The 23533-nt window shown below is 32.4% G+C and carries 19 protein-coding genes and 2 pseudogenes; 11 read left to right on the top strand and 10 right to left on the bottom strand.

Translation table 11 applies throughout. The annotated features are described in order from the left end of the window. Positions 1 to 19: 19 nt before the first annotated feature. Complete coding sequence (locus BLS02_RS18140; protein WP_092494440.1) at positions 20 to 1435, top strand: MDR family MFS transporter; 1416 nt, start codon at positions 20 to 22, stop codon at positions 1433 to 1435. Between the two features lie 102 nt (positions 1436 to 1537). On the opposite strand, the gene BLS02_RS18135 is transcribed toward BLS02_RS18140, so the two are convergent. Together BLS02_RS18135 and BLS02_RS18130 are read right to left on the bottom strand one after the other, a co-directional pair. Beyond that, entirely contained in the window at positions 1538 to 1732 is a 195-nt protein-coding gene (locus tag BLS02_RS18135) for a YdiK family protein (protein WP_092494439.1), read from the bottom strand. 7 nt (positions 1733 to 1739) lie between these two features. Next, on the bottom strand, positions 1740 to 2453 hold the full coding sequence (locus tag BLS02_RS18130; RefSeq protein ID WP_092494438.1) for a CPBP family intramembrane glutamic endopeptidase: 714 nt from the start codon (positions 2451 to 2453) through the stop codon (positions 1740 to 1742). 460 nt (positions 2454 to 2913) lie between these two features. Between BLS02_RS18130 and groES the strand changes: the two genes are divergently transcribed. Beyond that, positions 2914 to 3198 carry a co-chaperone GroES gene (gene groES / locus BLS02_RS18125; protein ID WP_092494437.1) on the top strand — a complete coding sequence of 95 codons (285 nt, stop codon included), beginning with the start codon at positions 2914 to 2916 and terminating at the stop codon, positions 3196 to 3198. A gap of 50 nt (positions 3199 to 3248) precedes the next feature. Beyond that, a complete protein-coding gene (groL, locus tag BLS02_RS18120) occupies positions 3249 to 4892 on the top strand; it encodes a chaperonin GroEL (RefSeq protein ID WP_092494436.1) in 1644 nt (547 codons plus the stop codon). A gap of 335 nt (positions 4893 to 5227) precedes the next feature. On the opposite strand, the gene BLS02_RS18115 is transcribed toward groL, so the two are convergent. Continuing rightward, positions 5228 to 6106 (bottom strand): DMT family transporter, encoded by an 879-nt coding sequence (locus BLS02_RS18115; RefSeq protein WP_092494435.1) that lies wholly within the window; start codon positions 6104 to 6106, stop codon positions 5228 to 5230. 123 nt (positions 6107 to 6229) lie between these two features. On the opposite strand from BLS02_RS18115, the pseudogene BLS02_RS19250 reads away from it, so the two are divergent. Then, positions 6230 to 8014, top strand: a pseudogene (locus BLS02_RS19250) (ABC transporter substrate-binding protein). Between the two features lie 91 nt (positions 8015 to 8105). Here BLS02_RS19250 and BLS02_RS18100 read toward each other — a convergent pair. From BLS02_RS18100 to BLS02_RS18095, 4 genes and pseudogenes are all read right to left on the bottom strand, one after another. Beyond that, the gene (locus tag BLS02_RS18100; RefSeq protein ID WP_254788814.1) at positions 8106 to 8390 is read right to left on the bottom strand and encodes a hypothetical protein; all 285 of its coding nucleotides are present in this window, start codon (positions 8388 to 8390) and stop codon (positions 8106 to 8108) included. A gap of 78 nt (positions 8391 to 8468) precedes the next feature. Continuing rightward, positions 8469 to 8546, bottom strand: a pseudogene (locus BLS02_RS19470) (HNH endonuclease); the annotation flags it as partial. Positions 8547 to 8588: 42 nt separating this feature from the next. Beyond that, on the bottom strand, positions 8589 to 8729 hold the full coding sequence (locus BLS02_RS19095; protein ID WP_175559532.1) for a hypothetical protein: 141 nt from the start codon (positions 8727 to 8729) through the stop codon (positions 8589 to 8591). Between the two features lie 55 nt (positions 8730 to 8784). Then, on the bottom strand, positions 8785 to 9144 hold the full coding sequence (locus BLS02_RS18095; protein WP_092494432.1) for a DUF4236 domain-containing protein: 360 nt from the start codon (positions 9142 to 9144) through the stop codon (positions 8785 to 8787). 1498 nt (positions 9145 to 10642) lie between these two features. Here BLS02_RS18095 and BLS02_RS18090 point away from each other — a divergent pair. Next, positions 10643 to 14266: a YobI family P-loop NTPase gene (locus BLS02_RS18090; RefSeq protein ID WP_092494431.1), complete on the top strand. Its 3624-nt coding sequence runs from the start codon at positions 10643 to 10645 to the stop codon at positions 14264 to 14266. Between the two features lie 907 nt (positions 14267 to 15173). After that, complete coding sequence (locus BLS02_RS18085; protein WP_092494430.1) at positions 15174 to 18257, top strand: metallophosphoesterase; 3084 nt, start codon at positions 15174 to 15176, stop codon at positions 18255 to 18257. Positions 18258 to 18836: 579 nt separating this feature from the next. Here the strand turns inward: BLS02_RS18085 and BLS02_RS18080 are convergent. The 3 genes from BLS02_RS18080 to BLS02_RS19090 form a co-directional block, all read right to left on the bottom strand. Further along, entirely contained in the window at positions 18837 to 19061 is a 225-nt protein-coding gene (locus tag BLS02_RS18080; protein ID WP_092494429.1) for a hypothetical protein, read from the bottom strand. An 87-nt stretch (positions 19062 to 19148) separates the two neighbouring features. Continuing rightward, the gene (locus BLS02_RS18075; protein ID WP_139180816.1) at positions 19149 to 19358 is read right to left on the bottom strand and encodes a thymidylate synthase; all 210 of its coding nucleotides are present in this window, start codon (positions 19356 to 19358) and stop codon (positions 19149 to 19151) included. 77 nt (positions 19359 to 19435) lie between these two features. Further along, positions 19436 to 19582: a hypothetical protein gene (locus BLS02_RS19090; RefSeq protein ID WP_175559531.1), complete on the bottom strand. Its 147-nt coding sequence runs from the start codon at positions 19580 to 19582 to the stop codon at positions 19436 to 19438. An 80-nt stretch (positions 19583 to 19662) separates the two neighbouring features. On the opposite strand from BLS02_RS19090, the gene BLS02_RS18070 reads away from it, so the two are divergent. From BLS02_RS18070 to BLS02_RS18050, 5 genes are all read left to right on the top strand, one after another. Further along, positions 19663 to 20010: a YecA family protein gene (locus BLS02_RS18070; RefSeq protein WP_092494427.1), complete on the top strand. Its 348-nt coding sequence runs from the start codon at positions 19663 to 19665 to the stop codon at positions 20008 to 20010. 477 nt (positions 20011 to 20487) lie between these two features. Then, positions 20488 to 21333, top strand: a complete 846-nt coding sequence (locus BLS02_RS18065) for an Nmad3 family putative nucleotide modification protein (RefSeq protein ID WP_092494426.1) — start codon at positions 20488 to 20490, stop codon at positions 21331 to 21333. Between the two features lie 102 nt (positions 21334 to 21435). After that, positions 21436 to 22065 carry a hypothetical protein gene (locus BLS02_RS18060; RefSeq protein ID WP_139180815.1) on the top strand — a complete coding sequence of 210 codons (630 nt, stop codon included), beginning with the start codon at positions 21436 to 21438 and terminating at the stop codon, positions 22063 to 22065. Positions 22066 to 22175: 110 nt separating this feature from the next. Continuing rightward, positions 22176 to 22382, top strand: coding sequence for a DUF262 domain-containing protein (locus BLS02_RS18055; protein ID WP_092494424.1), 207 nt, complete (start codon positions 22176 to 22178; stop codon positions 22380 to 22382). Between the two features lie 465 nt (positions 22383 to 22847). Next, positions 22848 to 23489: a hypothetical protein gene (locus BLS02_RS18050; protein ID WP_092494423.1), complete on the top strand. Its 642-nt coding sequence runs from the start codon at positions 22848 to 22850 to the stop codon at positions 23487 to 23489. The last annotated feature ends 44 nt before the right edge of the window (positions 23490 to 23533 follow it).

The following is a 23533-nucleotide window of genomic DNA, read 5'->3' as shown; positions in this document are numbered from 1 at the left end:
TGTTACTGGGGGTATTTGCATGCGAAGAATAGATTCTAAATGGCTTGTAGTAATGTCAGTATTGTTTGGGACATTCACCGTCATTTTAAATAATAGTATGCTAAACCCAACACTGCCTACCTTTATGAGACTATTTGAAGTTGATGCTGTAGCGGTCAGTTGGATGCTGACAATTTTTATGGTGTCGATGGGAATGACAATGCCGTTGACAGGTTACTTAGGTGATCGTTTTGGGAAAAAGCGTATTTACATAATTGGGCTCATCATATTTATGATTGGCTCGATATCAGGGGCGGTATCGTCTGATTTAGGTATGGTAATTATTTCAAGAGCTATTCAGGGTACTGCTGGAGGCCTTATGATGCCAATAGCGATGGCACTTATCTTTAACGCATTTCCTAAAAATGAAAGAGGTCTCGCCGTTGGTATTTATGGTGTTGCAGCAATGGTAGCACCTGCAATTGGACCAACCGTTGGCGGGGTTGTTATCGAGTTTTTTACTTGGCAGTTCCTTTTTCTATTTAATCTGCCATTTGCTCTTTTAGGAATATTATTTTCTACTAAATATCTAGCCCCAACCGAAAAAAACCAGGATCTTAAATTTGACCTTCCTGGATTCCTGTTAATCTCAAGTGGGGTTGGCTCAATACTATATGCGCTGGGTCGAGGAGCTACATTAGAATTACTGTTCTCACCATTAAGCATCGGGTTAATATTAACTGGACTAATCCTTATTTTTATCTTTGTGAAGTATGAGAACAAACAAGAACAGCCATTGCTTGATTTATCTATTTTTAAAATACCAACATATACCGTTTCAATTGCTATAACGGCAACTGCATCAATCGGGCTATTTTCAGGAATATTCCTGTTGCCGCTGTTGATTCAGGAAGTTTATGGGTTAGGTGAAATACAGACAGGTTTATTATTTTTGCCTGCTGCCTTATTAAGTGGTGTGTTTATGACCTTGGGTGGAAGAATATTGGATAAAAAAGGCCCAAAACACGTGGTTCCAATTGGTCTTGTTATTCTTGGAGGATTCACACTGGCTCTTGGGTTTAACACATTGTCTACATCATTTTGGTTTATCCTGATTTTGAACTCTGCTCGAGGTGCAGGACTCGGTATGTGCAATATGCCTGCAACTACAGCCGGGATGAACACGATACCTGACCATCAGGTTGCACAAGGATCGGCAATGAATAATGTTATCCGACAAATATTTTCATCGTTTGGAATCGTCTTTTTCTCAATTTATTATGAGGTACGGCGGGCACAACTGTTTACTCAGGATATGGAAACCCAGCAGGCTACATTGCAGGCATTAAACGAGGCTTTCATGATTGCCGGTGTATTCATTTTATTGATGGTCCCAGTATCATTTGCCATGAAGGGAACTGAAGAACTGAATGAATTAAAAAGAAGTAACGCATAGCAGCGTTACTTCTTTTTAGCAAATAAGAAAGTATATCTACTTTCTTACTGCATAAGTGCAACTAAGTGTATTCGCCTAAGGGCTCGGCGAATGCCCAGTTTTCTAATCCTTTTTCTTTAATCTAAAATGGATGACGAGCATTCGAAATCCGACACCGAAATCAAGTGTTGCAATTATTGCAAGAATGATAGTAGAAAAGTTCCAAACGGATTCTCCGGTACTCTGTATTGCCATATACGTGAATAGTATCCCCATGATAAAATAAATGACAAACATAGCTTTTGGTGAGATCTTCATATCTGTATTAGCCTCCAATTAAAATCATCTGCATCTGTTCAAGTTGCTTCTGCATTTTTTCAATATCTTCAGGATCCAATGAAAATTGTACAATTACAGAAATAGAATTAAGAGCCATGTGAACAATTATAGGCACGATAATGCGTTCTGTTTTTACATATAAAAAGGCAAAAACAAATCCCATCGATGCATATATCAGGATGTGCTGTGGTTCTCCATGGATGATGCCAAAAATAAGCGCGGAGAGTAGGGCCGCAATAAAAAAGTTAGTACGGCTATATAACGCTCCAAAGATTATTTTACGAAAAATAAGTTCTTCTAATATGGGTGCAATTATTGCAGGGATAATCATAAATATTGGTGCAGCACGTGTAATATCCATAATCATCTCCGTATTTTGGGAACCTTGTTCAATATTAAAGACACTCGTTTCAATAGTCACCGCGATTGCTTGGGCAAAATAAGCCATAAAAACACCAACAAACGACCATAGAATAACGCCCCTGATTGATACGGCATTTCTGGACTGTGCCATTTTCATATCTGGTTTCATTAATACTAAAACGATAATCAGGGCAATGATAAAGCTGAATATTGTCCAATAGATAACAGCATCTTGCCGTCCTATTGGCAATGTTATAAGCAGGATTGGTACAAATAGTAATCCTGAAAATTGCATAATTAAATATGTTAAGATCACATACCAATAACGTTTTGTCAAAATGTAACGACCCCTTTAGCATTCATAATTAATATAGTGTATGCTTTGGATAATTTCTCTATTAGAAAACTTGCTTATTGTTAAAGGAATTCTTATGAAAGCGTATTTTGCTTTCATAGCAGTTATATTTTCTTACTTTTCTTTAACAAAGCACTCTCCATTAAAGCTTGGCGAACACCAAGTCTTCTAAAAACTTTTTATGCTTAGGAGTGCAAGCCTTAATGGCTACTATCTTAACAGCTTAAATAGAAAGACTCTATAAATATTTTATCATAATTTCAGTATGCGTTATAATAGAATGGTTTAGATGGACGTACAAATATAAAACTGAAAAAATTTAAAAGAGAATACTTGCATTTTTTAGCTGATTTATTTATTATAATAATTGGAATTAGCACTCGCTATATTCGAGTGCTAATAAATAATAAAAATAAGAAAAGGAATTAAGGAGGTTGTGTACATGATTAAACCACTAGGAGATCGTGTAGTAATCGAGCTTGTTGAGCAAGAAGAAAAGACAGCAAGCGGTATTGTCCTTCCAGACTCTGCAAAAGAAAAACCACAAGAAGGTAATGTTGTGGCGGTTGGTTCTGGCCGTGTAACAGACAATGGAGAAAGAGTTGCTCTTGAGGTAAGTGAAGGAGATCGTATCGTCTTCTCTAAGTTTGCTGGAACAGAAGTGAAATATTCAGGCACAGAATACTTAATTCTACGCGAAAATGACATTTTAGCTGTTGTAGGCTAAATTAAAATGTCAGAAAGATATATCATACGAATTTAAGGAGGATAATTTCTATGGCTAAAGAAATCAAGTTTAGTGAAGACGCTCGTCGCGCAATGCTCAATGGCGTGGATACATTAGCAAATGCTGTAAAAGTAACATTGGGGCCAAAAGGTCGTAATGTTGTTCTAGATAAAAAATATGGCTCACCATTAATTACAAACGATGGTGTTACAATCGCCAAAGAAATCGAACTAGAAGATCATTTTGAAAACATGGGTGCACAGCTTGTATCAGAAGTAGCATCTAAAACAAATGATGTTGCAGGTGACGGTACAACTACGGCAACTGTATTGGCGCAATCTATGATTCGTGAAGGTTTGAAAAACGTTACATCTGGAGCTAATCCAGTAGGTGTTCGTCGCGGTATCGAAAAAGCTGTAGAAGCTGCTGTAGGCGAATTGAAATCTATCTCAGAGCCAATTGAAAGCAAAGAGTCAATTGCACAAGTTGCATCTGTATCATCAGGTGATGAAGAAGTTGGCGGTCTAATTTCTGAAGCGATGGAACGTGTCGGTAACGATGGTGTAATTACAATTGAAGAATCAAAAGGATTTAATACTGAATTAGAAGTAGTTGAAGGTATGCAATTTGATCGTGGGTATGCTTCTCCATATATGGTTACTGACCAGGATAAAATGGAAGCAGTACTAGAAGATCCTTACATTCTAATTACAGATAAAAAGATTGGTAACATTCAAGAAGTATTACCAGTACTAGAACAAGTAGTACAGCAAGGTAAACCACTTCTAATGATTGCTGAAGATGTTGAAGGGGAAGCACTTGCAACATTAGTTGTCAATAAGCTTCGCGGAACATTTAATGCCGTAGCTGTTAAAGCTCCAGGCTTTGGTGATCGTCGTAAATCAATGCTAGAAGATATCGCAACATTAACTGGCGCTGAAGTAATTACAGAAGACCTTGGACTTGACCTGAAAAGTACAACAATGGAGCAACTAGGTCGCGCATCCAAAATTGTTGTTACAAAAGACAATACAACAATGGTCGAGGGTGCAGGAAACCCTGAAGCTATCTCCGCTCGTGTAGCACAAATTCGTGCACAGGCTGAAGAAACTACTTCTGAATTTGATAAAGAAAAACTACAAGAACGTCTTGCTAAACTAGCAGGTGGCGTTGCAGTAATTAAAGTTGGCGCTGCAACAGAAACTGAATTAAAAGAACGTAAACTTCGCATTGAAGATGCATTGAACTCAACACGTGCAGCAGTTGAAGAAGGTATTGTTGCAGGTGGTGGAACTGCCTTTGTTAACGTGCTTAGTAAAGTAGGCGGACTATCACTTAAAGGTGATGACGAAGCTACTGGTGCAAGTATTGTACTTCGTGCATTAGAAGAACCAGTTCGTCAAATTGCACACAATGCAGGCCTTGAAGGTTCTATCATAGTAGAGCGCCTAAAAGGTGAAAAAGTAGGCATTGGTTATAACGCAGCTAATGGCGAATGGGTAAACATGGTTGAAGCAGGAATTGTTGATCCTACAAAAGTTACACGTTCAGCATTGCAAAATGCAGCATCTGTTGCAGCAATGTTCCTAACAACTGAAGCAGTAGTAGCAGACCACCCAGAAGAAGATGGCGGTGCCGGTGGCGGCATGCCAGACATGGGCGGCATGGGCGGCGGAATGCCGGGCATGATGTAGTGATATAATTTAAACCTTTATATAAAAGGGTTTAAGAGCTTACAATTAATTTTAGTGACCGAAAAAGTATCCGAAATTGTAAAAAGCTTCTTACTTTCCAGAGTAAGAAGCTTTTTTTATTTTAAAGCTGATCCTTATCGAGCGTAAAACTTGTGAACATATGTTAAAAAATAAAATAAATAAAATTAATAAATCCCCCTTAGAAAATTATGTTAAAATTATAAGAAAATAAAAAGTTTGAGAAGAAATGTACTTAAACTATTGGGGCAGATTAGTTTAACAAATTGATTGTTTTATTGTTTTTTAGAATTTGTTTTAGGACATGTATTGATTTTTCATTTTACCTTTTCTTTCTTTTCTCCCACGGTTAGCAAAAGAATCGAGATAATCAATATCAAGGCACCTATTGTATTTTTTATTGTTATTTCAATTGGGAAAAAGGGATAAGAAATAACTGCAAGCAATATTGGGCTAAAAGCTCTGGTAACATTTGCGATAGAAAATCGTAAATACTTTAGCGCTTCATATAATAATAATGTTCCAAGGAATCCACCGAAGAGTGTTGATATAATTAAAAACCCGATCCCTTCATATGAATAATTCCCATTAAAAAGTTCTCCCAGAATTAGTGCATAGATCAATACAAAGAATAACGAAATACAGTTATTAGTAAACATGATAGAGTTGGAACTCTTTTGTTTAGTCATCGATTTTTTGATAAATATATTTGTTAATGCAAAGAAGAATGTATATGTAATAGCGAATAAACTACCTATTATATTATTGGTGTAATCACCACCTACTTCAACAAAAAGAAAAGCACCAAGAATAGCAAAGGTGATAAAAAACGTTTCTTTTCTAGATAGTTTTTCATTGAGGAAAATCACAGATAAAATTACAGCAAACACCGTATAGAACCTTCCTAGGAAACCAATCTCCACTGGTGAAAGTAAATCAATGCTCAAAAATAGAAAGATAATGCCTAAAGAATTAAAAATAGCTAACAGTATAATATCTTTTTCAAAATAAAATTTCACATAATTTTTAGTAAAAAAGCCTAATAAAAAACAGGCGGTTATAATTGTTAGCACGTTTATAAGTGCTGCTTTAGCAGGGGAAATTTGCAGTAATCCAAATTTCGATAATAAAGGACCGACTGCTAACATGAGAACTGAGAGTACATTAAACATATGCCCTTTTTGTAAATCATTCATTATGTTCACACTCCAATCACATTTGCTATCACATTTTATTACTTTAATTATATTTGAAAAAAGGAGAATAAAAAGTGTAAATTAATGATAGGGATTTCACCTTTTTAAATAGGAGGTTCATCATTGAGGTTAGTAGAATACTATATTAAACTATTTATTACCTTTGCAGAAACTAAGATTGATTATCCAACGAGTGTATCAAGACATTCAATCAGCATAGAATTGAAATGTTCAGAACGTAATGTTATTCATGTATTGAATAAAATGGAGGACAAACAGTGGATTAATATCATTAGAGGAAAAGGAAGAGGAAATACCACAAATATTACTTTTTTAAAAACACTCGAAGATATGTTTGAGATTTTCGAAAGGTATTCACCAAAAACTGAAGATATTGAACGTCTCATATCGATGTTTGAGAATAATCATCAATCAAATGAAAGTCAACTACTAATTAATACGTTTATTAATAAGCTTTTTGGTACTAAAATTAAGTTTTCTCAAGATGATCCAGCTGAATATGAGCGTTTAAAAATACCTTATTTTCGATCTCTCTACTCCATAGACCCTTCACAAGCAGAAAGACAAACGGAAAGACATATAGTAAAACAAATATTTAATACATTAGTACGGTATAACGAAGAACGAAATGAGGTGGAACCGTGTCTCTCTCATTATTGGGAGATAAGTCCAGACGGAAAGACATTCACTTTTTACCTTAGAAAGGGGGTTTTGTTTCATCATTCAAAACGTCTTGTTGCAGAGGATGTCAAATTCACTTTTGAAAGGTTAAAGTTAACACCTTCAAAATAGATTGTTCAAGATTTGAAAGCTATTAAATGTATGGGAAAGTACATAGTACAATTTACTTTTAATAAACCTTCTTTTCATTGGCTTCTTCTTCTTTCTTCACCGAAATGCTCAATTCTACCTAATGATTATGCTAAGAAGTCAGCAAAAGAGTTTTCCAAGCTCCCCATTGGGACAGGTCCATATAAAATTAAAGTACATGAAACCAATTTTCTTGAACTTAAAGTTCATAACGACTATTTTCAGGAACGTGCTCATATTGATGAGGTTGCCATATTTGTGCTGCCCTCAATTGAAAAATATCTTAATGTAGAATATGTTGATTTGGATTCTATATTTTACATTCCTTTCACAACTATGAAAGATCATGATAAACAGTTTCAATATATTGAGAGGAAAAGGTTATCTGTTAAGTATCTTATGTGGAATATGAATAAAGAAAAAATACGAACAAATGAGGAATTGAGAAGAAAATTGTCAGATATACTTAATAGAAGAAAAATGGTAAATGAACTAGGTTATCCAAGGAATGAACCTGCAAGTTCATTTATGAAACAACGTTCATTTTCTCAATCGGACAAAAATTATCAGGAATCATCTGATGGTACTTTTAAAGAAACATTAACCTTAATGACATATGATCTTCCACCCCATAGTGATGATGCTAAGTGGATACAGCAGGAGTGCAAGAGACACGGGATAACGATTCAAACTAAATACCTTTCATTCTCGAATTTTATAGATAATGTAAAAAATGCTGACTTAATTCTTTCAGAGTATGTAACAGAAGAATCGGAAGAAGTTTCGCTCTATAATTTGTTGGAATCTCATACAGGAGTTATAAATAACCTCATTGATTTTGAAAATAAGGCAATTATAGAAAAAACTCTAAATAAAGTTTTTCAACAAGAAAATATGCAAAATAGAATAGAGGTATTAAAAAACATTGATACGTTATTATGTAAAAGTAGTATTACTATTCCCGTGTATTGGACATTCCAAAAAGCTTTATATGATAAGGATTTAATGGGCGTATCTCTAAGTACCTTCGGATTAGTTCCCTTTAAAGAATTATTTTACAGAAAACAGCTAAGGTAATACATTAATTATGAGTTCAACTATAATTTGTTATTAAACTCAGCCCTTATGGGAACAAGTACTGTTAGAAGTAAGCTAGCCCCAAGCTAGTTTATAATTTAAGATCCTTATAATGGTCAAAAAAATCTTTTTCTATTTGTTCTAATGCATAGCTAACAAAAGCAGAGGCATATGTAGAATATGGTATCTCTCCTGGGTGGTAAGTTATATTGCTTTCAATGTATTTTCCCAACGGTTCTTTTCTTTCTATACCTTTGAGGAGAGCTTTAAACAACATGCATTTATCCAATTTCATAAATTCATATTTTGGATTTAGATTATAACCTTCTATAATATTATTCAATTCATACTCAAATCTAGAATAATCAAATCCCATTATGGTATTTTTCCTTTTTGAAGTTAACCAACTCAAGAACATATTTCTATTAATAAAATCCGGTGATTCTAAATGGCAATATCGGCATAAAAATACAATGTTTGATGGATCATAAGTTCCACCTAATGATTTAGCTAATATATGTGCTTTATGTAGATGTGTTTTCTTATTCCAGAATTCTTTTAAAGATTCATTTTTTTAAATTTCATAATCAAACCTTCTACAAGCAAAGCATTCTTTTTCTCCCCAATCAATTATAATATAATTGCCATTAAAATCTTGTTGGTCTTTCCAATAATTAAATATTTCATAACCAGTAATATATTTTTTATCTGGCATCTTTATACCTCCATGAAAAAATACATTATTCTTGCTCTCATGGTTGTAATATCATTTAATTTAATAAGTTATTCGTTTTGCTAGAGTCATTAACTTCTTCGTGAACACTGGTTAACATATCTAAATGGGCTTCATATCTTCCAACTTCCTGTTTTGCTTGTTCAACTTTTTCTTCTTTGACCTTTTGTTGCTGAATACGTTCATAATTTGTACGTTGGGGGCGTTTGGTCCTGGAACTTATATTTTTATTGTACGAAACACCAGATCCAGGAATACTTGAACCTACCGAAACACCCCGGGAACTTGTGTTAACTCGTAGTCTTTTTCCTCCAACCGTCGCACCTATTCCACGTTTACTAACATTTAATTTTGTACCCGGGGCAACTTTAAAACTTTTTTTAAATCTCATCCCCATTTGTAAACACTCCTAAAAAATAAATTAAACACACCGAAAAGTAGGTGTGTTGTCCTGATGTTTATCTCATAAGTAATAGATTTCTTCTTGGTCTTTGGCAGTTCTTTGTACCAAAGTTGTAAATCTGGGTTTCTCTTGATGCTTCTAACGATCCATCTTCTCCCATCTCGGGGTTGTCTGATCTACCTTAATAAGTAATCAATATTAACCTCTGAGATAGACGCTATATTATCTGATCCGTAATTTTTTATGGGTGTGCCTCCAGACTTTATTCTATTATAACACTTACATTTAAATCTACTCACCTAGCTAGTTCACGTTGGTTAAAACCCATTAATTCTCTTATTTTACTATTCATTTACCGGACAACACCAATTTCTACCATATTCATTTCATAATACCATGTATCCAAAATAGAAGACACAGTGATTTCTAAAACAACAACATAAAAGTGTCTACATTTATAAAATAGAAATGTAGAATCAATCAATACGTTGCTAAACTAGAAGTTTTTAATGAGGGCAGACATGTTGAATCACCCTACATAAGTAAAGAATGAATTCAACTTGGCGGGTACTCTACAAGAGATGGATGATAAATTAGGTTTCAAAAATAGTTCCATCTATTTGTACGACACTGGTGCTTATTCTTTTTAAAGCTCAGCATGTACTTGCCTTGGCAAAAAGGCTAAATCCAATTTGAAGTAGCTTTTTTATATAGTTGAAAATTAGGGCCTCTTCGTAAAGCGGAAATATTTCATCATTTGATAAATAAGAAGGAGAAATAACAAAAGATGTAAAACTAAAAAAGTATAGTTCATAGGAATATAAGTACGTAAAAGAGAGGGTTCGATCGCCGCAGCAGATTTTAATGTATTAGGGAGAATTTTATACCAAAGTATTTAGGGGAAAACTCTATCTAGATCTAAATCTAAAAAACAAAAAAGTCAGGCGGAAAAGACGTTGAATACGGATAAGAACAAAACGCACAAAACTATGTAAAAAATCTTCATTAGTATTTTGCACAAGGTTTTTTCCTTATTTATTTAAGGATTGTTCAAACACAATAATTCACTTACAATACAAGACTCACACCCATAGATTACATACAAGAGAACTATATCTTATGTAACATAAGATAGTATTAAATTGAATAGGAGGAGATAAGTAAATGAGAGAATCTCAACATTTAATAAAGCAGTTTTGAGGAACTCTATGAAACTTATGAGCAAGAGGTTAAAGTAAAATCAAAGGTTCATTGACAATAAATTTTTCCTTGTATGTTACAATTAATGGTAAAGGGTTTGTTTATTTAGAATAATTACTTTTTGCTTTGCCGTTGCACATGCTGAAGCATAAGCAATATAGTAAGGTGGACGTGATATTTAATGCCCCCCACTTGATTATTTTGTGAATTGTTTGACACCTTTTTCTTTAATCAATGCCAAAATGAAATCCAATTAGTTTAATAGAAATAATTACGTGGAAGGTGAAACAATTTGCTCGACAAATTCAAACAAAAGTTAGTGTGTTTTTTAACAAAACTCTTAACTAAACTTAATGAATCAGAGGTTAAGAGAGAAAGCCTTTATGAAGACCTTACCCCTAGCAACGATGTTGATAAGGACGGGAAATATTCTGAGGCAATAAGCTGGGGGCTGAGAAATAAAAAAGTAAAGAACATTGCTCTTACTGGTCCATATGGGTCTGGAAAAAGTAGCTTACTAAATACTTTTCAAGAACAACATGGCACTGAATATCATTTCTTAAATATATCCCTAGCTACCTTCCATGCAGACGAAACTGAAGTGGAAAATAAGTTAGAGAAAAGTATATTACAACAAATGATATATCGAGTACAGGATCGAATCATTCCCTTTTCAAGGTTTAAGCGAATTAAGCACGTTAGAACCCGAAGTGTCATTCTGCATATTCTTTTCTTTATTGCATTCATAGTAGCAGGTATATACCTGCTAAAACCTGATACACTTCAAGGGATATATGATAAAACATCGATAGCTAAAACATTTGGCAATGGTACATGGCAACAAATATTGCCAACTTTAATTTTGGGACTATTTTTCATTGGATATCCATTACTGGTGATTAAAAGTATTTATCGATTCACCCGAGCAAATTTGAATTTCAATAAGGTAACGATCGCCAATGCAACGGTGGAAAAGAAAGTTGGTGAGGAAAGCCAATCTATCTTTGATAAATATTTAGATGAGATCTTGTATTTTTTTGAAGCAACCAAATATGATGTCGTTATCTTTGAAGATTTAGACCGATTCGATAACATTGATATCTTTGAAAATTTACGAGAATTGAATGATCTTATCAATAATTCAGAGCAAGTGGGTCGCCGTGTAGTTTTCATTTACGCAATTAAGGATGATATTTTTGGAGAAGAGAATTCCGGACAGTTAAGCAGAAACCGAACGAAATTTTTCGACTTTATTATCCCAGTAATCCCTATTATCAATGCGTCCAATTCAGGAGATGTGTTAGCAAAGAAAATAAAGCGTTCCCCTTATTCTGACAAAATATACAATCACTTCCTTGATGATGTAACTATTTATATCGATGACATGCGAATTTTGAAAAATATCTTTAATGAATTTGTTGTATACCAAGAAAAACTAGGGGAAGTTGATCTTGATTCGAACAAGTTATTAGCTATGGTTATTTACAAAAACATTTATCCTGTAGATTTTTCTAGGCTGCAATATAAGAAGGGATTAGTTTATGAGTTCTTTCAAAAGAAACAGCTGATTATTGAGGAACAAGTTAAATTAATTGATCCAAAGATACAAGAATTAGAAACAAAATTAAAGAACATAGAAGTTGAAGCATTAACCTCTATAGAAGAATTACAACATGTTTACTTAAGTGATTTAGGGATATCTAGATTGCAGGCAAACAATTACTATATTCAAATCGATAATAATAGATATCAGTACAATACAGTAACAAATAGTTCATTTTTCGAGAAATTGAAAAATGCTAATTCTATCAGGTATTATTTGCCTCACAGGAATAACGTGGGGACAGTTAAAGACATTGCAACTGTTTTTGGTGCAAAAAGAAACTACTTTGAAAGAGAAGCAGCTATTAAGCTTATAGAAGAAAATGGAATCGAGGACGTCAAACAAGAACTCGCGCAATTAAAGATGGGGAAACAGGAATTAAGCTCACAATCCTTACAAGAAATAATTGCCAAAAGTGATCCGAAATTGGTATTTTCGGATGCGATTTATGAGAAAAAGTTACTTATTTACTTGCTACGCAACGGATATGTTGATGAGATGTATAACCATTATATTACTTACTTCTATCCAGAAAATTTAAGCCTTTCTGACATTCAATTTGTATTTAGTATTAAAAATCATGAAGCATTGCCTTTTGACTACAAATTAGAGAATGTAGAAAAAATTATGACGAAGTTAGTTGGTAGCGAATTTAAACAGGCTGAGGTGCTTAATTATCATTTACTAAACTATATAATGGAACATCCTGGATACCAGAGTTATTACGATAGCATAATCGAACAACTGGCGAACGGAAGTGCTACCTCCGTTAAGTTCATACATATTTTTAAAGAGAAAGCAACGAAGAAAGCTATCTTCATTCGTTCTATATGTAAAAATTGGAATGATTTTTGGAATTTTGTCTCGTTAAAGTCTAGTTATACAGATCAAGAAAAAGACGATTACCTTGAAGGCATTTTTGCTTACGCTGAAATTGAAACTATTATCCAAATGGATAAAAATTCTGTTCTGTCCTTCGCTATCTCCAAACATCCGAATATTTTAAAAGTTAATGCAAATGAGGATAAATTGAAAGAAATACTTTTAAAACTTAACGTGAAATTTGATGAATTAGAACATCTTCGTGAAGCAGAGTTGTTTAACTTTGTTGTTCAACATAATCTGTACGAAATTAACAAAGATACCTTATCAGTTATTCTAAAAGATGAGCTTAATATAACGTATGCATCCATAAAAAGATTTGGTCAGCAGCCTGTGATCGATTACGTAGATGAAAATATCGATACATTTGTTAAGGTTATTTTACTTGATGAGGAAACTCACGCAGAACCAGAGGAAAGTTTGCTGGAACTATTAAATAGAGAAGGACTAGATAAAGAGATTAAAGAAGCAATTGTTATGAACAAATCTGTTGCTATTACAGATATTAGTGATTTAGTTAACGAGTTATGGTCTATCGTGATACGTGAAAATAGGATAGTTGCAAGCTGGCCAAATGTTATCGCGTATTTTAACGATAATGATAAAACAATTACTAACTTATTGGTAGATTTTCTGAACTACCCTGCAAATAGAAGGGAACTGGCAAAAAATCAACTAGATGAGTTGGATGACATCGACCGGGATATATTGGAACTAATTTCAGATGAAATTATCAAATGTGAAAATATCACGGACGAATCGTTTGAAGTATTGTCTCTTAGTATTCTTCGTTGGAATTCTTATCCGATGGAAGGGTTATCTGAGAAAAGAGTGAGGACAATGGTTGAAAATAATGTGTTCTGTTCAACGCCTGCAAATTTTAAATCGTTAAAAACAAATTTTGATCCACTTCATATCTTATTAGTTGAACAGAATATAGAACCATTTATTTCTGAACAAGCTAACTATTTATTGGATGCCAGTGACGTGAAACAATTATTAGATTCTGATAAAATCCCTAATAACTATAAGAAAAGTTTTGTTGAGCAACTAGATCCAGACTCTTTAACAAATGAACATATAGAAATTCTAACTGATTTAATTAATTTCATTAGCAAACATAACCTAGAAATCAAGGGTGATCTACTAATCTTTTTACTTGAAACAACGGTAACTCAACTTAAAAGGGTGGCGTTACTAACTGGACAAATAGACTATCTTGAAATCGGATCCATCACAGAACATTTGACTAGACTAGATAAACCTTATTCAGAAATTGCTGAGAAAGGTAGACGCTTACAATTTAAAAATAACAAAACTGACAAAGCATTGGTTGCTGCACTAGAAAACAAAAATTATATATCATCCTCTAAAAAAGATGGAAAGAAATTACGTGTAAATACAAGAATAAAAATGGATAATGTTAATTAGGTGCCGTAATGTAGTCCCAAACTGTTCTACCTTGCCTGAGTAAGCTCTTATCAGCCGATACACAAGTCAATGAGAGTGGTTTTTATTATACGGATTAAGAAAAACACAGAGAGCAGTATCTACAATATCATATAATGGGTTCAAGAGTTAAATAGGACGATAATTTGATTTGTCTTTTCTTATCGGAAAATTCAATAGTAATTTTGGGATATTATGTTATTTTTTAAGTATGGAGGTATCGAACTAACGCAGCAGTTTACTTTAAAAGCGATTTATGGAGGAGGATTCAGATTACATTAAAGAAAGCTATTTCTATATTAGATAGCCTTTGTCTGGAGAGTTTCCTTTCGGTATATTTTACTTGATTAATTCGCTAGTTTATCACGGCCCACGACGGTTAGGGGGGCTAGCCAACCATTATCGATCATAATTTTGCCTAATGGAATTTAAATAAAGGTCTAGGGAGGTAAGAGGAGGTAACCATCACGATAAAAAAATTATTTTAAACGGTCAAAAGTATATGTAAATATTATAGGGGAAGAAGAAACAAAGGGGAATCTATCAAGGGGTAACAGTTACAAACAAGAGGTTTAGATGATTTTTTCTAAATTTAGATACTCATTATACAAAACATTACAAATGAACTATAAAAATCCTATATACTTTTACCTTGTATGGTAAAATCATAGAAGACTATATAAAAGTGCAAATATCAGAGTTTTTTTCCTTCACCTAGCTTAGATGATATTTCTTTTAGAATGCGTTTGATTTTTTTCTTATCTTTAATAGTGTCAAGCTGTTTAATTTTTTTACTGGGTTTCATTTAAATCCTCCTTTAAGTCACCTGATTTATAGTATTTCTGTCAGGAAGGATTTAATACATTTTTGTGAGATTGGAGAGTGAATAATGGAAAAAGTTATACTGCACTTATCAGATTTGCATTATGATATTTCTAATGAAAAAGATATTAAGGTTGTTCTCGATGCTTTAATGGAGGACATAAAGAAGCAATGTTCTAAAGTTGATTACATTATATTTAATGGAGATTTAGTTAATCGGGGGAATAGCAAGGAGAACTTTGACATTGCTTACGAAAGATTTATATGTCCTTTACTGGAATGTACAGGCCTCACTACAAATGAATTTTTTATTATTCCTGGTAACCATGATGTAGATAGAGATTCAATAAGTGAATTCGTTGATGGAAATTTAACGGATAAATTCAGAGATCGAGATAAATTAAATTCATTTATCGATAAGATTGATAACTATAAACAGTTATTAGTACGTTTAGATAAGTATCATGCTTTTATTGATTCTTTACATAAAGAGAACTTTTATTTGAATTCAAAAAACCCTCTATTTTCAACCTTTATTTTAGAAATAGATAATTATAAAGTAGGTATCGCGTGTCTAAACTCTTCTTGGGGGTCCTTTGGTGGTGACGATGATTATTCAAAGTTGCTTTTGGGAGAAAGACAAGTGGATAACGCAATTGACAACTTGTCAAGTTGCGAATTTAAAATTGCACTTATTCATCATCCACTTAGTTGGTTAAAAGAGTATGATAGAGAAGCAGTTTATAATAGGTTAATAACTGGATTTAACATGGTTCTAACTGGTCATATTCATAATCAGAACTATAAGGAAGTTGCATTTGATAACCATAATACAATCTTTATTCAAAGTCCTTCCCTGTTTCAAGGCAGAACATATAACGGATACTCTATACTTAAGTTCGACTTTGCATCTAATGACCTAGAAATAAGGTTCAGAGAATACTTTGAAGGTGCTAGAAGGGTATTTGGTAAAGCTGAAAGGATAGCAGATGAAGGGAAATTATCATTTAAATTAGATTTGGATAATGAAAAAAATAACGATCTAATAAAAGAAAACGTTCTATATAAGAAAGAGTTAAAAACAAAGGCTTATCTCGATATAAATAATAAACTACTTTCATCTTCTGATTCATTCGCACCAAAAGACATAAACGATATTTTTGTTCCACCAATACTTACTACTAAACCAGAAAATAGCAGTACAGCAAATCAGGAAATAATGGATAATGAAGACATGGATTTACATGAACTTTTGGACTCAGATGACAATGTGTTTTTTATAGGAAAAAAAGAAATGGGTAAGACTACCCTTTTAAGTTATGCCTGTAATTATTATTTGAAAAAGCATGATAATTTGAAGATTCCTATCATAATAGATTTTAATGATATACCCAAAGGTAAAAATGTGTTTCAAAAGGCAATATCTAACTATTTAATGAACTATGATATAAACGAATTTGATATAAATAGTAATCTAAAAGAAGGAAATTGTATCTTATTATTTGATAACTTTAACCTTAACAATCATAAAAACATTAGTAGACTGAAGGAATTCTCTGAAATATATAGTAAAAACCGTTTTATTTTCACAATGAAAGAAGACATTCTGCAAACAATGAAGATTAAAGATATGCCTGATCTTGGGTTTATATATTCTACTTATTACATTAATTCATTAAGAAGAGGTCAAATAAGGAAACTTGTGAAGAATTGGTTCTCTTTCAAGACTATAAATGATGATGTTATACTAGAAAATGTAATGAAAAGTATATCTAAAATTGGTGTGCCTAGAACCCCAATGTTTGTATCACTAATGCTATGGATTCTTGAGAAAGAAGCCGATTTCACACCTGTTAACGAGGCATCAGTTATAGATAATTTTATTGAAACTTTATTAGAAAAATTAAACCCTGATGAAGCGAAATACGAAACTATAGGATTTAAAATAAAAGTTGATTTCTTGACTCACTTAGCAAAACAGATGATTAAAGGTGATAACTATTTTATAGATTTAAGTTTATTTGAAGAACTGTTTGTTAGTTACTTTAATGAAATAGGGTTAGAAGTAGATTCAACTCTTAAAAAATCACTGTTTGAAAAAGGTATCTTGTTAAGGGTAAATAATAATGTTTATTTTAGATTCACTTGTTTTTTTGAATATTTTATAGCCTTAGAGATGGATGAAGATAGAGATTTATATGATTATATAATGGATAAAAGTAATTATCTGACATTTTCAAATGAAGTAATTTATTATACAGGTCTAAATCAGAAAAAGAAAAGTTATGAAGTATTAAAATTAGTAGAAGAACGATTATTAGATTCATTTACAGAAATTGATAAAGTTGTAGATTTAGAACAGTTAGCATCCTTACCAGTAAAAGAGTTATTAAGTGAGATTAGTAAAAATGAAAATGTAACTGAAAAGGTTAATGAAGTTAAATTATCGGAAGAAGAGAAGGATTTAATTTTAGATGGTAAATCTGAAGATGATGAAAAGACTTATGTTAAGAAGAAAAAAAATATTAGTGAAGAATTTATTGGTAACTTAGAGTTGTATTCTAATGTGCTGAAAAATTGTGAATTGGTTAGTTTGGATTTAAAAATGGATGCATTAAAAATATCCATAGAAAAGTATTGTAAATTAACTGGATTTATATACAAAACACTATACAAAATGGTTGATGAAGACAATGATGAGTTACTCGGTATAACAGAAAAAAATGAATTAATAAATTTGTTAACCATTGGTGTACCTTTAGCACTTCAATCAATGATTGCTAAAAACCTGGGAACACCTAAACTTAAATTAAGTATTGAACAGTCTATAGATTCAGTAGATACCGATTTTGAAAAACTAATGTTAGTCTGTCTTTACGGAGACCTTAGATTAGATGGTTTTATATCTAAATTTGATAACTTAGTATCTCAGACAAATTCCTTGTTGATCAAAGAAATAGTAACAGCAAAGTTGTTTTATTATCAAGCTTTTTACACCATCTCTCCTCATGAACAAGAACAATTAGTAACATTAATATCAGAGATATTAGTTAAAAAACAGAATGTAAAGGATAAACGTGTCAAAGGAAAGATTAAGCAAGATCTGATGAAAAAGCAAATAATAGATAAGCAAAAGAATGCTGTAGATTAATTAAATTATTTCTAACTATCAATCGATTTTTAATAGTTAAGGTTATGGTATTAGTTCACTAACCGTAGGTAAAGACCATAGTATATTGTTGAATAACTGTTAATATTTTGGTTCCTTACTGATATATTACTGATAAATTAAGTTAGAAACTAGATTCAAAATTATGTTCTTAATCATTTTTTAAAAATTGATATCACGGTAATCTAATAAATAAATTAAAGCCCAATGATTGGTTATTTTTCCATCATTGGGTTCTTTTGATAATTACTAAAGTGTAAAAATTAACAAAGGTAGTTTTATTTTTAATTACTATTGATTTTACTATGTAACTTGATTCAAATAATATTATAATTAAGTTTATCGCTAAGTATGTAACCCGCCTTATGGATAGTTAGAATTCCCACTTTTAAAATTAAGAATAAATATGGAGCGGATTACAAATGGGTAAAAAAATAGCAGCAGTATTAACAAATATGTTCAATAAAAGCTAATTAACTTAGAGATAATAACATGAAGCCGTTACTAGTGTAGCGGTTTTGCTCAAAAGAAAAAGCACCCGTTAGGATGCTTAGATATTTTTTATACACCTCGTACTCTCGGACTTTTAGTTTCGGAGATAATGATGTTAATAACGTGGTCTTTCCTGAAATATCCCTCACCAGCCCCATAAGGATATTTATACCACTCACCTTCTGCTTGATTAAGAATGTGTTGTTTAACTTTTCTAATTGTTTCCAATTCTGTTTCGAGCTTAAACCCAATTTCTTTACCATTTGTCAAATATAGTTTTACTGAATAATTCATAATAATTTCACCCCCCTCTCATCAACTAATTCGACAAAAGGAGGCAAAAACCTGCAAAAGAAAAAGCACCGCTGTGGGTGCTTACATTTATGATTTATTTAAGTAAACAATTAACTCTTCACTCATTTTGTCGTCATTTTTTGAATAAAAACTAAGAATATGATTACTGTATGTATAGTGACCTTTGGGGAATACAACCGCCTCACCTTTGCAAGCAGAAATAATACCTATAATATCCTGAGTCTCTATTTCATGAATGTCATTACCATTACTATCACAAAATCTTACAACCATCATTTACCTCCATTCTTATCTATCATAACTTTAGGTTCTACAAAAAAAGGAAAATACCTGCAAAAAGTAAAAATTACCCGTTAATAATAGATTACCATAAACATCTGATTTACACCGTATAAAAACGCTGCTATTACAATCATCTTGATCAGAGGTATGCCTAATATTATTAACTTAATCCCCATGCGGTCCATAGTTTCTTCCAATGAACTGAAATCGATTTCCATTATCATACCTACTTATATTTTATCGGAGGTAAACCTAAAAATATTAATAAAAAAAGCACAAAGCAGAAGTAAAAAGGGTCATGCCTTTAAGTCTGTTTGGGGAAACCAAAATTACTTTCATTTGTAATCAGGATGGTATAAGTAGATTTAGTGGAGAACATGCAAAAGATTATGTACTTGCAACAATGTTAAAACCAAATGATGCTATTAGGTTATCTGTGTATTTAGATTACAACTCTAAGAGTGAACTATATAACGTGGGTTTTGAATATCTTACTAAAGATGATATACCATCTGAAAGAACTATAAAGTTTAGTGAATTAACCGAAAGATATGCACAACAACGCATATTATCGTATAAGAGACAAAATGGTGTAAAGAAAATTGGTAGAAATGATCCATTTCCGTGTGGAAGTGGTAAGAAGTAAAAAAAGTGTTGTGGGAAGACCTAATCAGCAAATAAAAGTTTAAAGTAGATTGCTGGTAGTCAGGTAGAAAAGTAATAGATAAAATTTAGACTTTTGTTTTATGCCTTATTTTAATAAATGGTTGTTTCCTTTTTATAAAGTGCGGTCATTTTTTATACATTTATGGTAAAATTCATTATATAGATCACTCATTATAGTGTTTAAAGATTTATAGTAATTATAGCTTTCCCACTCCCTAAACAGAAAGTTGTCCCCTTTAAGTTTTTTGAAAACTCAATCACCCCAGAATTTGTTATTACTTCTATGATACTATTTATTCTGACACTTAAACAAATAAAACATTGGTAATATGAAAAGTATTAATCATTGTAGACCTTGTAGTATATCATTTAAATGGTTGAAAGTATGAAGTGGAATATAGGATTACGAGATGAAGTTATTTTATAATAAATAACTAAAAGGGTTGGAGGAAACGAGATGGTTAGAAAAGTAATCCTCAGTAGAAAGGGTTTTGACGGAACTACTGGTGGAAAGCCGAGTCCCGTTATTGATGGTAAATTGATGTCGTTGCCAATCCCCAGAGCGGATTCAGGTTTTTTCTATAAAGATCTTGCAATTTCACCACAGGAAAGTTATTTAAAGATCATGATGGATTTAGGAATAAGGTTATATTCTGAAACCCATTTAGATCCCGACCTACTAAAGTCGATTATGGGAAATCGATCCAATGAATGGCGTGGATTGTTTGGGCAAGGTGGGAATTCTCAGGGAACTTTGTATAATCGAGATGTGGGTAAAGGGGATATATTTCTCTTTTTCGGATGGTTTAAAGAGGTTAGTAAAATAAATGGCATATGGAAGTATGTTCCTAACGCTCCTGAAATCCATGCCGTTTTTGGATATTTAGAAGTTGATCAGGCAATAGACATAAGAACAGGTGACTCAGTTCCCACTTGGGCGAAATACCATCCACATATTAAGGATAGGAATACTTATGGAAATCAACGCAATACCGTTTACTTTGCAACGCCAACGTTTACAAAAAATGTTGATAAACCAGGATGGGGATGTTTTGATTTTAATAAAAGACTTGTACTAACTAAGACTGGAGAGAAAAATAAATCTTATTGGGAACTTCCCTCTTGTTTTCAAAATGAACAAGATAATTTCACACATAACATTAACACTTGGAACGTATTGCCCAATGGTAGGATAGAAATGCAAACTTTAGGCAGAGGCGATCAGGAAGTGTACATAGGTGGCAAGCCAGAAGTGGTTGAATGGGCAGAGAAGTTAATAGGGGATTGCTCGTCTTTTCAATAAAATGAAAAAAATCGAATGGAGGAATATTAATGGACATTCAGTACCCAAAGAAGGGTAAGAAGCTCTTTGAATCTGCAAGTAATTACTTAGAGTTTTCTCATTTTGGTTGGGGGAATATTAGTTCACAATTTTATGGATATAAAGGGATATAAGGATTCGGCGGATAAACTTGTTGAATATGCTTTGGGATCTAAAAGAATATCAATTTTAGATACCTTTATTTTCCCTATTTTATTTTTGTATAGGCAGTTTATTGAATTATCACTGAAGTCCTTGTACCTTGAATACTCAGATGAACAAATGTCAGACAAGATACAGACAATAAAACAAGCAAGTCATAATTTATCCTCGATGTGGAACAAATTAAAGCCAGTTTTAATAGATGCAAGTGATACCCAAGAAGAAAAAAAACTTGTGTTATCGGTGGAGAGCTATATCATGCAATACCATAGTTATGATAAAAACTCTTTTAAATTTAGATATCCCATCGACAAAAACAATAACCCTTTATTAAAGGGTGAAGAAAGATTAGATATTGTAAATCTCAAAGACCGTATGACTGAATTAGATAATTTTTTCGGAGGAGCTGATGGGAAATTAGGGTCGATTAAAGAATGGAAATACGAACAGGAACAATATCTTAGAGAGATTGAGGCGGAAATGAAAGCTGAGTATGAAGCAGAAATGAAGGCAGAATATGAGGCGGAAATGAGAGCTAATATGGATTGGTAATTTTGTTAGTGTTGTGAATCCTAATAGGTTATAAGATCGTAAACACAAAAAACCAGTTACTGACTTACTTAGAGGGAAAACTATTTTGAGATTTATGGTAAGGGGGAGTTATGATGGGCCAAAATTATTTGAAATCAATAAATGATATCTTTGAAAATAGATTGTATAGAATTCCTGATTATCAAAGAGGGTATGCATGGGAGAAGGCACAACTAAATGATTTTTGGGAAGACCTAAGAAATTTACAATTTAATAAACCACATTATACAGGGGTATTAACCTTAGAAGAAGTAAATCAGGAAAGACTAAGTAAATAGGAAGAGGAATCCTGGATAATAGAAAGAGGACATAAAGCCTTCTATGTGGTTGATGGACAGCAAAGGCTAACCACTACCCACCATTATTCTTATTCAGTCCATATTAGAACAATTAACTGATAATCAGTCCTTAAATCACTATGAAAAAGAAGAAATAAAGAAAAAGTACATATGCAATTATACGTCTGGAGGAGTTTTAAAGGCTTATTTATTTGGCTGCGAAAAGGATAACCCAAGCTATGAGTACCTAAAAATGAAGATTTTCAATGAGGAATCAAATTCTGATCAAAGTATTGAAACGCTATATACAAAGAATTTAATTGATGCAAAAAACTTCTTTAAAAGGAAATTAACAAGTTTGTCTTTTGATGAAATTGAAGATTTTTTTAAAAGGTAACCCTTCAATTAAAATTTAATGTTTTTGAGATTGATAACGAAATTGATATCTTTATAACATTTGAAACCATGAATAATCGTGGGAAAAAATTATCTAATCTTGAATTATTAAAAAATCGGTTGATCTATCTTACTACAATATTAAATAATGCAGAAGATCAGGAAAGCTCAACAAACTTACGAAGCAATATAAATGAATGTTGGAAGACAGTTTATGAATATTTAGGAAAGAACAAACACAACCCTCTTGATGATGACACTTTTTTAAAGAATCATTGGATAATGTACTTTGAATATTCAAGGGAGAAGTCAAATGCATATGCGGATTTTTTACTAAACGAACATTTTATTGCTAAACGTGTTGTTAATAATAAAATAACTGCAAAGGATATTCAGACTCATGTAACGAGTATCCAAAGTAGCATAAAAATATGGTTTTTTCTTAATAATCCCGACCATTTAACAGTGGGTGATAGTAGTCATAAATTTTGGCTAAGAAAATTAAATAGGCTTCATTTTGGTGCTTTTGCTCCTATGGCAATGTCTGCATTACTTAAATGTAATGATAATAAAGAAATCACAAGGTTATTCAAAAGTATGGAGAGATATGTTTTCGTGATATTTAGAGTGTCTCAGCGTAGGTCAAATACAGGGGATAGTCATTTCTACAGACTTATATTATCAAAATGTAACTATAAAATCTGTTATTGAGGATATTGAATAATGGATGGAGTCATACATTGATATATCTGCAT

Origin of the sequence: Virgibacillus salinus, assembly GCF_900102415.1 — a bacterium.
In the GTDB taxonomy this organism is placed as follows: domain Bacteria; phylum Bacillota; class Bacilli; order Bacillales; family Amphibacillaceae; genus Lentibacillus; species Lentibacillus subterraneus.
The sequence above is the reverse complement of the archived record's forward strand: the minus strand, read 5'-3'. Positions and strand labels throughout refer to the sequence as shown.